This window comes from Streptomyces sp. AcH 505 (genome assembly GCF_000818175.1).
In the GTDB taxonomy this organism is placed as follows: Bacteria; Actinomycetota; Actinomycetes; order Streptomycetales; family Streptomycetaceae; genus Streptomyces.
On the sequence record NZ_JTIY01000001.1, the window covers coordinates 5,464,119 to 5,477,282 of the forward strand.

Consider the following 13,164-nt stretch of genomic DNA (forward strand, 5'->3'; position numbering starts at 1 on the left):
CGGCCAGCGCCGCCGCCGCCGCGAACGCGCCCAGCACCCGGCGCCTGCCGGGACCGCCGGTCGGTCGTGCTTCCTGTCCTGCGCTGCTGCTCATACCGGTCACCTCTGCGTGTGGGGGGTTGTGACGGGTGGGGGGTTGTGACGGATGGGGGTCGTGCCGGTCGGGGGGTCGTGCCGGGGCGGACGGACGGGGCGGACGCGCTCACCGCGGGGGCCGTGAACGCGCCCACCACAGTGGCCTGATCCGTTCATCCCGACAAGTCCGCACCCGATATGACGGGGCGTCAGTCCTCATTTGGCCCCGGTGGCTGATTCTCCATATCATCCGGCGATGATCATAAGTAAACGGTCGGCGGTCGCCGCGTGCGGTCTGCTGGCCGCACTGTCCTTCGGGCTCCTCGCTCCCTCCACCGCGGCAGCCGACGACGAACCCGCCGCGCAGCCCGCGGCCAAGGTCGATCTCGTGCTGGACGTCAGCGGTTCGATGCGGACCCGCGACATCGACGGCCAGACCCGGATGACGGCGGCCAAGCAGGCGTTCAACGAAGTCCTGGACTCGGTACCGCAGGGGGTGGAGCTCGGGATCCGTACCCTCGGGGCCAACTACCCGGGCAAGGACACCAAGGTGGGCTGCAAGGACACCGAGCAGCTCTACAAGGTCGGCCCGCTGGACCGTACCGAGGCGAAGACCGCCGTCGCCACCCTCGCCCCCACCGGCTGGACGCCCATCGGCCCCGCGCTGCTGCGCGCGGCCGACGACCTCGAAGGCGGTGAGGCCACCCGCCGTATCGTCCTCATCACCGACGGCGAGGACACCTGCGCGCCGCTCGACCCCTGCGAGGTGGCGCGCGACATCGCGGCCAAGGGCATCCACCTCGTCATCGACACGCTGGGTCTCGTGCCCGACGACAAGACGCGCAAGCAGCTCACCTGTATCGCCGAGGCCACCGGCGGCACCTACACGTCCGTACGGCACACCGACGAACTGTCCGGCCGGGTGACCCAGTTGGTCGACCGGGCCGCCGATCCCGTGGTCACGCCCGTGGCCACCGAGGGCGCCGCGCGGTGCGCGCAGGCCCCCGAACTCAAGCCCGGTCTCTACAGTGACCGTGAGCGGTTCTCCGAACACCGCTGGTACCGCGTCGACGTCCGGCCGGGACAGGAGCTGCGCGCCTCGGTGAGCGTCTCCGCCGACCGCGCCGTCGACCCCGACTACGGCGTCCTGCTGCGGGCTGTGACCGTGCACGGCAGGGAGATCGTCCGTGGCTCGGAGGCCGGCGCCGGACGCACCGATGTGATCTCCACCGGTCTGCGCTACCCGAAGCCGCCGGAGGACGAGAGCGACGACGGCACGCCACCGCCCGCCGAGGCGGTGTGTCTTGAGGTCGGCAACGCCTTCGCGGCGCCCGACTCGGTCAAGACCACCCCGGGACTGCCGGTCGAGCTGACCGTCGCCCTGGTGGACTCGCCCGACGATCCGTCCGACGTCGCCTCCTTCGGCCTCGGCCGCGGCTGGTGGCTGCTCGGTCTGCTGACCCTCACCGGTTTGGTCGCAGGTCTGCTGTGGGGCTGGATCTCCCGCTGGCGTGTCGCTGTCTGGAGGAGCAACTGATGCGTACCACAGATGTGTTCACAAGTGTTCTCCTCACGGGCGCCCTGGCGGGCGCGGTGTTCGCCGGCGCGGCGGGAGCTGCCTCCGCCGACAGCCCCACCCCGTCCGACACGTCCACGGCCGCCACGGGCGACGACGGCTCGGCAGCGCCGACCGAGGCCGGCACGTCGTTCCGTACGGCGACGGCCTTCCGGCCGGGGCAGCGGCCCACGGCCGACGCGTCGACCGGCGACTACCTGTACTGGATGTTCCCCGTCGACGTGGGGCAGCGGGCCACCGTGACCGCCGAGGTCACCTTCCCCGACTCCTCGGCCAGGAAGTCGAGTTCGACCTGGCAGGTCGACGTGTACGACGGGCTGCGCCGCCGCCAGCCGTGCGTCTACGGCGCGCAGACCCGAGCGGTCGCGGGCGGCGCGGGCACGGTCGAACTGCGCTGCACGCTGCGCACCGTACGGGCCTGGGCCGAGCCGTGGTCCAACGACCCGCTGCCGGGCAGCTATTACATCCGGCTGACGGCGGTCGACGCGCAGGAGCAGGACCTCGGACTGCCGATGAAGGCGGCCATCGGGGTACGGACGTCCGGCGAGGGCGGTGCGCATGCCGTCGGCGGCAAGCTCGCCGCACCGCTGACGCCCGGCGTCGCCGACGACGAAGCGGCGACAGCGCCCGAGGACGGCTGGTCGTCGGGCCGCTGGTCCGACCGCTGGCTGTGGACGGTCGGCGGCGGCGTGCTCGGCGCACTCGCCGCCATCGCGGGCTACACCCTGGCCCGGCCCTCGCGGCGCCGGGTGGCCTCGCCGCCCCCGCCGGCGCAGTACTGAGCGCGCAAGCGCCCAAACAGTCGGCTCCGGGGGCCTGTTCACCCACAGGACCCCGGAGCCGTGCGCGTACGGGGCACCCGCGTACAGGGGCCCGCGTGAAGAGGGCCTGCTGACGAAAGCAGGCTCGCGCGGAGCCCGCTCACGGAAGGCCGCTCACGGGACACGCACCCTCGCAGCGCCGGAAGCCGCCGCGATAGCCTGGCGCGCGTGACTGTGCCCAGCGCCTCCGACGCCTCTGACCGGACGCCGAAACTCTTCGCGATCAGTGACCTCCACGTCGCCTACACCGAGAACCGCGACATCGTCGAATTGCTGCGGCCGGAGTCCCCGGACGACTGGCTCATCGTCGCCGGCGACACCGCGGAGAAGGTCGCGGACGTCGAATGGGCGCTGCGCACCCTCGCCGGCCGGTTCGCGAAAGTCGTGTGGACACCGGGCAACCACGAGCTGTGGACCCACAAACAGGACCCGGTCCAGCTGCGGGGCGACGCGCGCTACCAGCATCTGGTGGCGCGGTGCCGGGAGTTGGGCGTGTCGACGCCCGAAGACCCGTACCCCGTCTGGCGGGGCCCCGGCGGCCCTGTCACCGTGGCACCCCTCTTCGTCCTCTACGACTACACGTTCCGCCCCGCGGGCACCACGACCAAGGAGGAGGCGCTGGCCGTCGCGCACGAGTCGGGCGTGGTGTGCACGGACGAGATGGTGCTCCACCCCGACCCGTACCAGAGCCGCGAGGCCTGGAGCGCCGAGCGGGTCAGGATCACCGAGAAGCGGCTCGAAGACAGGCCACCCGGCCTGCCGACCATTCTGGTCAACCACTGGCCGCTGACCCGCCACCCCACCCGCGTCCTCACCTATCCCGAGTTCGCGCTGTGGTGCGGCACGGAAGCCACGGCCGACTGGCATGTGCGCTACGAGGCCAAGACGGTCGTCTACGGCCATCTGCACATCCCGCGCACCACCTACGAGGACGGGGTGCGGTTCGAGGAGGTGTCCGTCGGCTACCCCCGCGAATGGCAGCGCCAGCGGCACCCCGACCCCGCGCTGCGGCAGATCCTGCCCGTGCCCGGGGCCGCGTCATGATCGGCGAGATACTGCCCCCCGCGGTGGTGTCCGTGGCCACGACCGACGACGTCGCCGCGCCCGACCTCTTCCCCGAAGAGGCGGCCCTGGTGGAGAAGGCCGTGCCCAAGCGGGTGCGCGAGTTCGGCACGACCCGGCACTGCGCCCGCAGCGCGCTCGCGCAGCTGGGTGTGGCACGCGCGCCCATCCTGCGCGACCAACGCGGCGCCCCCGGCTGGCCGGCCGGGACGGTCGGCAGCATGACCCACTGCGACGGCTTCCGCGCCGCCGCCGTCGCCAGGAAGAGCGACATCGTCACCCTCGGCATCGACGCCGAACCGCACGCCCGGATACCCGAAGGCGTGCTGGAGACCATCACGGTCGGGGACGAGCCCGCCATGATCGGGAAACTCGTCCACACCCGGCCCGAAGTCCACTGGGACCGGCTGCTGTTCAGCGCCAAGGAGTCCGTGTACAAGGCGTGGTACCCGATCACCGGACGCTGGCTGGACTTCACCGAGGCGGAGTTCGACATCGACCCGGCGAACGGGGGCTTCACGGCGCGGCTGCTCGTCCCGGGACCCGAACTGCCGGGTCACGGCACCCTCAAGGGGTTCACCGGACGCTGGGCGGTGCGGGACGGGGTCATCATGACGTCCGTCGTCCTCGCGGCGCTGCGGTAACCGGCCCCCCTCGTCGGCGGGTGTTGCGGACCGAAGCTGTCCGCAAGGCTCGGTACGGTTCGGGCATGGCCTCGAAGACGACCGCCCCCGTGCTCGGGGTACGCGCCCTCAACCGGGCGACCCTGGAGCGGCAACTGCTCCTGCGCCGCGACGACAGGCCGGCCGAGGACGCCGTCGCGCACCTCCTGGGGCTGCAGGCGCAGAACGTGAAACCGCCGTACTTCCAGCTCGCCGCCCGGCTGGCGGGGTTCGTCCCCGAGGACCTGTCCAGCCTGATGGCCTCCCGCGCCGTGGCCCGGCTCGTGACCATGCGCTCCACGATCCATACGCACACCGCCGACGACTGCCTCACCCTGCGCCCGCTCGTCCAGGCCGCCCGCGACCGCGAACTGGGGCTCTTCCGCAAGGGGCTGCCCGGCGTGGACCTCGACCGGCTCGCCGCGTACAGCCGCGCGTTCGTCGAGGAACAGCCCCGCCCGGTCAAGGAGTTGCGCGAAGCGCTGCTGAAGCAGTGGCCGGACGCCGATCCGCAGGCGCTGACCGTCGCCGCCCGCTGTCTGCTGCCGCTCGTGCAGACCACCCCGCGCGGACTGTGGGACACCAGCGCGCAGGTCACCCTCACCACGGCGGAACACTGGTTCGGCAGGGCCGCCGAGCCCGCGCCCGCCGCCGACGGGACCGTACTGCGCTATCTCGCGGCCTTCGGACCCGCTTCCGTGCAGGACATGCAGACCTGGGCGGGTCTTACCCGGCTGCGGGCCGTCTTCGAGCGGCTACGGCCCCGGCTGCGCACCTTCCAGGACGAGAACGGCGTCGAACTCTTCGACCTGCCCGAAGCGCCGAGGCCCGACCCCGCTACCCCGGCGCCGCCGCGCTTCCTGCCGGAGTTCGACAACTTGCTGCTCTCGCACGCCGACCGGAGCCGGATCGTCCCGCCGGCCTACCGGGGCCGCTCCTGGCGCGGGAACACCGGATACCGCACGCTCCTCGTGGACGGTTTCCTCGCGGGCGTCTGGCAGCCGCCGGAAGGCGGCGACGGCGCGCCGCTCACCGTCGAACTCTTCGCCGGCATCGGCCGTGAACAGCGCGGCGCGGTGACGGAGGAGGGCGAGCGGCTGCTCACCACCATGTACGGCGGCGCGGCCGGTGGAGTCCGCTACGCGAACTTCACCGGCTCCTGAGGCCCGCGCCCCACACCGGTTCCTGACGCACCGTTACCTCACAGCCCGACGTCCCGCATCCGCAGATCGTCGAAGCTCTCCCGCCGGACCAGCAGCCGGGACCGGCCCTCCGACACCGCGACCACCGGCGGGCGGCCCGTCATGTTGTAGCCGGACGCCATCGACACCTGGTAGGCCCCCGACGCCGGTACGGCCAGCACGTCACCCGCCCTGATGTCGTCGGGCAGCTCGACCGACTCGGCGAGCACATCGCCCGCCTCGCAGTGCCGCCCCACGACCGTCGCCGTCCGCATGGGCGCGTCCGACGCCCGGCCCACCCTGCGTACGGTGTAGCGCGCGCCGTACAGCGCGGGGCGCGGGTTGTCGCTCATCCCGCCGTCGACGGCGACGAAGGCCCGGCCGCCGGTGTGTTTGACCGACAGCACCCGGTAGAGGGCGATCCCGGCCGGTGCCATGATCGACCGGCCCGGCTCGACGGTCAGCCTCGGCACCGGCAGGTCGTGCGCGGCGCAGGCCTCCGCCAGTGTTTCGGTGATCAGCCGCCCGTATACCGAAGGCGCGGGCGCGGGATCTCCCGGCAGATACGCCACGGCGAAGCCGCCGCCCATGTCCAGCTCGGGCAGCGTCACCCCGAACCGCTCCCGGATCAGCGCCATGAAGGCGACCACCCGCCGCACGGCCTCGGCGTACGGCTCGGCCCGGGTGATCTGGGAGCCCAAGTGGCAGTGCAGACCGACCAGTCGCAGACGGTGCTGGCCGAGGATCCGGCCGACGGCGTCCAGTGCGTCACCGTCCGCGATCGACATGCCGAACTTCTGGCCGGCCACACCCGTACGCACCTTGTGATGCGCGCCCGCCGCCACACCGGGCACCACCCGCACCATCACCTGCTGCGGGTCGGGCCCCGCGACCTGCGCGGCGAGCCGGGCGATCTCGTTGTCCGAATCGATGACGATCCGGCCGACACCGAGCCGCAGCGCCGCCCGCAGATCCTCCGGCGACTTCGCGTTGCCGTGCAGCACGATGTGCTCCGGCGGGAAGCCGCGGGTGGCCGCCAGCTCCAGTTCACCGGCGGAGCAGACGTCGAGCCCCAGGCCCTCCTGCTCGACCCAGTCGACCACGGCACGGCACAGGAACGCCTTGGCCGCGTACACCACATCGGCCTGCGGCAGCGCGGCACGCCAGGCCCGGGCACGGGATCTGACCTCGCCCTCGTCCAGGACGTACGCCGGTGTGCCGTACCGCTCGGCCAGCTCGGCCAGGGACACGCCCGCCACGGCGATGTCACCGCCGGGGGCCACCACGGCGGACGTGGGCCACACCGTCGCCGTGCTCAGCTCGTCGATGCGCAGCAGCGGCTGCGGTTCGGTGGTCATACGGCCATCGCCTCCGGGACGTCCAGCGGGCCCAGGGTGCGGCGCGCACAGCTCATGACCGGTGCGGTGCGCCGCCCGGCCGGCGAAGGGGGAGCGGACGGGACGGCGGTGAGCTGCGGGTCGACCGTCACCACCAGCGCCCCGAGCGGCGCGCCGAGCGCGCGCAGGGCCGGTTCGGCGAGCAGGATCCAGGGCTGCCGCTCACCGAACACGGCGGCCAGCCGCCCCTTGCTGGTGAACCCGACAGCGGTCCGTGCCCCGAGCGGTGTGCGCGCGAAACGCAGCTGGCAGTCGCCCGAGGGGCCGCGCCGCACGGGTACGTAGAGCATGCCCGCACCGCACGGCAGGTCGGCCGGGTCGGGGTCCGCGGCCTCGTCGTCGGAAATGCGCTCCATGGTGTCCTCCGGAGGAGTAGTTCACTGCCTGACACCTGGAAGCTATGCCCGCGGGGAACCCTCCCTGGGGTCCCATGACGCACCATTGATCACCACCCCCCACATCTTGACGCCCCCCTGTCGCTGATCGGCCCTGACCTGCGCATTCGCTCAGGGCAGCAGGCCCGCGCGGCGGGCTGCCACGACCGCTTCGAGGCGGGTGTGGGCGCCCAGTTTCCGCATGGCCGAGCGGAGGTAGCCCTTCACCGTCTCGGGGCGCAGGCCGAGCAGTTCGGCCGCCGCCGCGTTGGTCGCGCCGGCCGAGACGCAGCTCAGGACGTCCAGTTCGCGGGGTGCGAGGCCGATCGGCATCAGGGTGCCGTCCGTCGCCGTCGCGCCCGCCAGCCGGCCGCAGACGGCGAGGAGTTCGTCGCGCAGCCCGGCGTCGGGGACCCGGGGGGCCAGGGCGCGCAGTTCGCTGTGGGCAGCGCGTACCTCCTCCCACGCCGCCGATCCGGCCGCCGGCTCGCGGGTCAGTGACAGCAGCCGCTGCACCTCGTCGTGTACTGCCAGCGACTGCTCCACGTCCTTCGCGGCGGCGACCGCCGCGTCGAAGGTGCGGTCGCCTATCGGCAGCGCCGTGCGCAGCGCCCCGTACAGCACGCCGCGCACCTTGCGCCGTACGACCACGGGCACGGCGAGCACCGAGCGCAGCCCCTCGGCGGCGACCGCCGCGTCGTACTCGTGGCTGATGTGGCGCGCCTCGTGGTAGTCGGTCACGGCGAACGGCCGGCGCAGCGCGATCGACTTGCCGCCGAGGCCGTTGCCCGAGGAGATCAGCAGGCCGCGCAGGGCGCTCGTCGCCGCCCCTGTCAGCTCGGCGAGTCTGACCTGACCCGGGTCGTGCAGCAGCCCGCCGAAGGCGACCGGCAGCCCCGTCGTACGGCGCAGCCGCAGCAGCGCCGCGCGCATCTCCACCGCCTCCACCGCTTCGGCCACGCCGCTCGTTCCTCTCGCCCCGCCCGGCCACCCCCGTTCGGGGGTGGTGAGACCTGCGTCACGATTACACAGTGGCAGTGCACGACCCCGCAATGAGGAGGACACATGACGGAATCCATTCCGACCGGCCCGACCGAGCAGTTCAGGGCCGCGCGGGACTTCCTCCTGGCGCACCGCGAGGACTACGCGGCGGCCTACGCGGGGTTCGAGTGGCCGAGGCCCGAGCTGTTCAACTGGGCGCTGGACTGGTTCGACCGCATCGCCGAAGGCAACGACCGGCTCGCCCTGCACATCGTGGAGGAGGACGGCGCCCGCACCCGGGTCACCTTCGCCGAGATGGCGGCCCGCTCCAACCAGGCGGCCAACTGGCTGCGCGCGCGGGGGGTGCGGGCGGGGGACCGGATCATCGTCATGCTCGGCAACCAGGTCGAGCTGTGGGAGACCGCGCTGGCGGCGATGAAGCTGCGGGCCGTCGTCATCCCCGCGACCCCGCTGCTCGGCCCGGTCGACCTGCGCGACCGTGTCGACCGCGGCCGGGCCCGCCATGTGATCGTCAGGGCCGACGACACCGCGAAGTTCGACTCGGTGCCCGGCGACTTCACCCGCGTCGTGGTCGGGGCGGAGCGCGGCGCGGAGACCGGCGGCTGGCTGCCGTACGAGCAGGCGTACGCCGAGCCCGAGACCTTCGAACCCGACGGGGTCACCCGAGCGGACGATCCGCTGATGCTGTATTTCACCTCGGGCACCACTGCGCGGCCCAAACTCGTCGAGCACACCCACGTCTCGTACCCGATCGGCCATCTGGCCACGATGTACTGGATCGGTCTCAAGCCGGGCGACGTCCATCTCAACATCGCCTCACCCGGATGGGCCAAGCACGCCTGGTCGAACCTCTTCGGGCCGTGGAACGCCGAGGCGACCGTCTTCATCCACAACTACACCCGCTTCGACCCGGCGCGGCTGATGGCGGAGATGGACGGCGCCGGGGTCACCAGCTTCTGTGCCCCGCCCACCGTGTGGCGGATGCTGATCCAGGCCGATCTGTCGCAGCTGCGCACCCGGCCGCGTGAGGTCGTCGCTGCGGGCGAACCGCTCAACCCCGAGGTGATCGAGACCGTACGCCGCGAGTGGGGCCTGACGATCCGGGACGGGTTCGGCCAGACGGAGACGGCGGTGCAGGTCGCCAACTCGCCGGGACAGTTGGTCAAGGCGGGCTCCATGGGCCGGCCGACCCCCGGCTACCGGGTGGTGCTGGTCGACCCGGTGACGGGTGAGGCGGGGGTGGACGAGGGCGAGATCTCGCTCGATCTGTCCACGCTTCCGGTCGGGTTGATGACCGGCTATCACGGCGACCCGGAGCGTACGGCCGAGGCGATGGCGGGCGGCTACTACCGGACGGGTGACATCGGCGCACGTGACGCCGACGGCTACATCACCTACATCGGCCGAAGTGACGACGTGTTCAAGGCGAGTGACTACAAGATCTCGCCCTTCGAGCTGGAGAGCGCCCTGTTGGAGCACGAGGCGGTGGCCGAGGCCGCCGTCGTGCCCGCGCCCGACCCGCTGCGGCTCGCCGTGCCGAAGGCCTACATCGTCCTCGCCGAAGGCTGGGAGCCGGGGCCCGACACGGCCAAGGTGATCTTCGAGCACTCGCGGTCCGTCCTCGCTCCGTACAAGCGGCTGCGTCGGCTGGAGTTCGCCCCGCTGCCCAAGACCGTCTCGGGGAAGATCCGCCGCATCGAGCTGCGCGAGCTGACCGCCAACGGTTCGGACGCCGAATACGACGAGGGAGACCTGCGATGAGCACACCGGTCACGGCTGCGTCGTACACCCACGGCACGGGGGAGACCCCGCTGCTCGGCGACACCATCGGTGCCAATCTCGACCGGGCGATCGAGGCGTTCCCCGACCGCGAGGCCCTGGTCGATGTACCGTCCGGACGGCGCTGGACGTACGGGGAGTTCGGGGCGGCCGTCGACGAACTCGCGCGTGCGCTGCTCGGCAGCGGCATCGCGAAGGGCGACCGGGTCGGCATCTGGGCGGTCAACTGCCCCGAGTGGGTGCTCGTGCAGTACGCGACCGCCCGGGTCGGCGCCATCATGGTCAACATCAACCCGGCCTATCGCGCCTACGAGTTGGAGTTCGTACTCAAGCAGTCCGGGATCTCCCTGCTGGTCGCGTCCGTCGCCCACCGCACCAGCGACTACCGGGCCATGGTGGAGCAGGTGCGCGCCAACTGCCCGGCCCTCCACGCCGTCCACTACATCGGCGACCCGAGCTGGCACGAACTGCACGAAGCGGCCGGCGGCGTCAGCGGGGATCAACTGAGGGCGCGCGAGGCCGAGCTGTCCTGCGACGACCCGATCAACATCCAGTACACCTCAGGAACCACCGGCTTCCCCAAGGGCGCGACGCTCTCGCACCACAACATCCTCAACAACGGCTACTTCGTGGGGGAGACGGTCGGCTACACCGAGCAGGACCGGATCTGTCTGCCGGTCCCCTTCTACCACTGCTTCGGCATGGTCATGGGCAACCTCGCCGCCACCTCGCACGGCGCGTGCATCGTCATCCCCGCCGGAGCCTTCGACGCCGACACGACCCTGCGCGCGGTCGAGGCCGAGCGCTGCACCTCCCTGTACGGCGTACCGACCATGTTCATCGCCGAGTTGAACCTCCCCGGTTTCGCCGGGTACGACCTGTCGTCGCTGCGCACCGGCATCATGGCGGGCTCGCCCTGCCCGGTCGAGGTGATGAAGCGGGTCGTCGCCGAGATGAACATGGCCGAGGTGTCCATCTGTTACGGCATGACGGAGACCTCGCCGGTCTCCACCCAGACCCGCCGCGACGACGACCTGGAGCGGCGCACCGGCACCGCCGGCCGGGCGCTGCCGCACATCGAGGTCAAGGTGATCGACCCGGTGACCGGGGTGACCCTGCCGCGCGGCGAGTCGGGCGAGCTGTGCACCCGGGGCTACAGCGTGATGCTGGGCTACTGGGACGAGCCCGAGCGCACGGCCGAGGTCATCGACGCGGGGCGCTGGATGCACACCGGCGATCTCGCGGTGATCAGGGAGGACGGCTACGCGCAGATCGTGGGCCGGATCAAGGACATGATCATCAGGGGTGGTGAGAACGTCTATCCCCGGGAGATCGAGGAGTTCCTGTACACCCACCCCAAGGTCGCCGATGTGCAGGTCGTCGGTGTCGCCGACGCGAAGTACGGCGAGGAGATCCTGGCCTGTGTCATCCCGCGCGACCCGGCCGACCCGCCCACCCAGGACGACATCGCCGCGTACTGCCGCGACCGGCTCGCGCACTACAAGATCCCGCGCCGGGTGGAGATCGTGGACGCCTTCCCGATGACGGTGAGCGGCAAGGTCAGAAAGATCGAACTGCGCGAACGGTTCGGCGCTCAGGCCGGCAACTCCTCCGAGCGCTCCCAGAGTTGACGGGCCAGCTCGGCGTCCCGTGCCTGCGGGTTGACCCGCTTGGCGGGCTTGCCCTTCTCGTAGTAGCGCCCCGGCTCCCAGTCGGTGCCGGGGCGGCTCTCGGCGAACCGGACCAGCTGGTCCGCGCCCTTCTCCGGGGAGATCAACATGCCACGGGTGATGGGGTTGGTGGTGATGAACTTCATCAGCCGGCTCTCGGAGCGGGTGCCGAAGCTCGACGCGACATTGCCGGGGTGGTGGGCGACGGCGGAGATGCCCCCGGCGTGGAAGCGGCGGTGCAAGTACGCGGCGGTGAGAAGTCGGCGGCCCAGGATCAGAGTTCGCGGCGCATGCACACCCGCGGCCAGGCATCCAGGCCGTGTTCCGCCTCCGCGCGCCTGATCTCCCGCAGCCCGTCGGTGAGTTCGTCCGCGCCGAGGGTGCGGAAGCCGAGCCGCGCGTAGTACGGCGCGTTCCAGGGGACCTCGGCGAAGGTCGTGAGCGTGAGCGCGGGCAGCCCGGCGTCCTTGGCGAGCTGTCCGACGTGGTCGATGAGGGCGCTGCCGAGCCGGCGGTGTGCCGCCGCCGGGTGGACCGAGACCTGCTCGACATGCCCGGCGCCGTCGACCTCCTCATGGATCACATAGGCGACGGGCGCGCCGCTGCCGTCGTCCGTCACCCACAGCAGGCCGTCCGCGCGGTAGCGCTCCAGCACGTGGAGTGACGGGGGAGTGTCGTCGGCGACGAGCGCCATCCCGACCGTGCGGAACGGCTCGCCCGCCGCGACCTCGATGTCCTGGAGCAGCGGCAGATCCGCCGGGGCGGCGGGGCGTATGCGCATCGGCCGATTATGGCGCGCCCTCACGCTCCGGACGACACCAATTCCGTCGCCGGGGTGTTGACCGGCTGCGGGGCGCCCGTGAGGTCCATGACGAACAGTGGCACCCCGAGGTCGTCGGCGCGGGCGCGCGCGTCGTCCGCGTACCCGGCGAGCGAGAAGAAGACGCTCACCGCCGAAGCGCTCAGCCCGTGCAGCCACAGCGTCTCCACCGAGCGGAGCGACGCCGGGCTGGTCGTCGGGTCGACCTGGGCGACGACCTCGGGGCCGCGCAGGTCGATGCCGGACGCCGGCTGTTCCTCGGCCTGGACGATGCCGTGGAAGCCGAGCCAGCGCAGATAGAGCGCGGCGGCCGTCACCACGTCGCGCGCCGTGCGGATCGTCAGCGGATGGAAGGACGGCCGGGGCGCCGCCGGCCTGCGCGACAGCGTCGGCCGGACCCGCGCCGTGTCCTGCGGCTCGTGCGACTCCTGCGGCTCCCGGGGCGGTCCCGCCGGATTCACCGGCCGTACCGGGATGCGCAGCACCGCCCCGCAGGGGCAGCCGAGTTCGGGCTGCGGCCAGTGCCCCTGCCGGCCGCAGGCGGCGCAGCGGACCATGACCCACTCGTCGGTCCAGGTGCGGTGGGTGATCGGTTGCGGAGGTGCGTCCCGCGCCAGCGGCGGGGCCACCGGCGCGCCACAGGCGCACGGGTACACCGACACCACGAAGGTGTGCCGACGGCTGCAGGTCGGGCAGCTCACCGGAACGCTCTCTCCCATCACGACCCCCATCAACCACGTTCGCA

Annotated in this window: 13 protein-coding genes; 7 read left to right on the top strand and 6 right to left on the bottom strand. The window is 72.0% G+C overall.

Annotated features, from left to right (window positions below):
• Nucleotides 1–331: 331 nt before the first annotated feature.
• From HY68_RS24550 to HY68_RS24570, 5 genes are all read left to right on the top strand, one after another.
• Nucleotides 332–1,612, top strand: a complete 1,281-nt coding sequence (locus HY68_RS24550; protein ID WP_041992346.1) for a VWA domain-containing protein — start codon at nt 332–334, stop codon at nt 1,610–1,612.
• Entirely contained in the window at nt 1,612–2,433 is an 822-nt protein-coding gene (locus HY68_RS24555; protein ID WP_041992349.1) for a hypothetical protein, read from the top strand. Before HY68_RS24550 ends, HY68_RS24555 begins: the two co-directional genes overlap by 1 nt.
• 213 nt (nt 2,434–2,646) lie before the next feature.
• Nucleotides 2,647–3,516, top strand: coding sequence for a metallophosphoesterase (locus tag HY68_RS24560; protein ID WP_041997049.1), 870 nt, complete (start codon nt 2,647–2,649; stop codon nt 3,514–3,516).
• Nucleotides 3,513–4,178 (top strand): 4'-phosphopantetheinyl transferase superfamily protein, encoded by a 666-nt coding sequence (locus HY68_RS24565; protein ID WP_041992352.1) that lies wholly within the window; start codon nt 3,513–3,515, stop codon nt 4,176–4,178. The genes HY68_RS24560 and HY68_RS24565 overlap by 4 nt, the downstream gene beginning before the upstream one ends.
• Before the next feature lie 65 nt (nt 4,179–4,243).
• Nucleotides 4,244–5,359, top strand: coding sequence for a winged helix DNA-binding domain-containing protein (locus tag HY68_RS24570; RefSeq protein WP_041992355.1), 1,116 nt, complete (start codon nt 4,244–4,246; stop codon nt 5,357–5,359).
• Nucleotides 5,360–5,397: 38 nt separating this feature from the next.
• Here HY68_RS24570 and lysA read toward each other — a convergent pair whose 3' ends face one another.
• From lysA to HY68_RS24585, 3 genes are all read right to left on the bottom strand, one after another.
• Nucleotides 5,398–6,735: a diaminopimelate decarboxylase gene (gene lysA / locus HY68_RS24575; protein WP_041992357.1), complete on the bottom strand. Its 1,338-nt coding sequence runs from the start codon at nt 6,733–6,735 to the stop codon at nt 5,398–5,400.
• On the bottom strand, nt 6,732–7,130 hold the full coding sequence (locus HY68_RS24580) for an SAV_915 family protein (RefSeq protein ID WP_041992360.1): 399 nt from the start codon (nt 7,128–7,130) through the stop codon (nt 6,732–6,734). The genes lysA and HY68_RS24580 overlap by 4 nt, the downstream gene beginning before the upstream one ends.
• 150 nt (nt 7,131–7,280) lie before the next feature.
• Nucleotides 7,281–8,108, bottom strand: coding sequence for a helix-turn-helix transcriptional regulator (locus HY68_RS24585; RefSeq protein ID WP_041992362.1), 828 nt, complete (start codon nt 8,106–8,108; stop codon nt 7,281–7,283).
• 105 nt (nt 8,109–8,213) lie between these two features.
• Between HY68_RS24585 and HY68_RS24590 the strand changes: the two genes are divergently transcribed.
• Nucleotides 8,214–9,911, top strand: a complete 1,698-nt coding sequence (locus HY68_RS24590) for an AMP-binding protein (protein WP_041992364.1) — start codon at nt 8,214–8,216, stop codon at nt 9,909–9,911.
• Nucleotides 9,908–11,560: an AMP-binding protein gene (locus HY68_RS24595; RefSeq protein WP_041992366.1), complete on the top strand. Its 1,653-nt coding sequence runs from the start codon at nt 9,908–9,910 to the stop codon at nt 11,558–11,560. Before HY68_RS24590 ends, HY68_RS24595 begins: the two co-directional genes overlap by 4 nt.
• Here HY68_RS24595 and HY68_RS24600 read toward each other — a convergent pair.
• Genes HY68_RS24600 through HY68_RS24610 form a run of 3 tightly spaced genes read right to left on the bottom strand, consistent with a single transcriptional unit; the run spans nt 11,524 to nt 13,138 of the window.
• Nucleotides 11,524–11,895, bottom strand: coding sequence for a hypothetical protein (locus HY68_RS24600; RefSeq protein WP_052457174.1), 372 nt, complete (start codon nt 11,893–11,895; stop codon nt 11,524–11,526). The genes HY68_RS24595 and HY68_RS24600 overlap by 37 nt on opposite strands.
• Complete coding sequence (locus tag HY68_RS24605) at nt 11,874–12,380, bottom strand: GNAT family N-acetyltransferase (RefSeq protein ID WP_041992369.1); 507 nt, start codon at nt 12,378–12,380, stop codon at nt 11,874–11,876. The genes HY68_RS24600 and HY68_RS24605 overlap by 22 nt, the downstream gene beginning before the upstream one ends.
• Before the next feature lie 20 nt (nt 12,381–12,400).
• Nucleotides 12,401–13,138, bottom strand: coding sequence for a hypothetical protein (locus HY68_RS24610; RefSeq protein ID WP_041997055.1), 738 nt, complete (start codon nt 13,136–13,138; stop codon nt 12,401–12,403).
• Nucleotides 13,139–13,164: the final 26 nt, after the last annotated feature.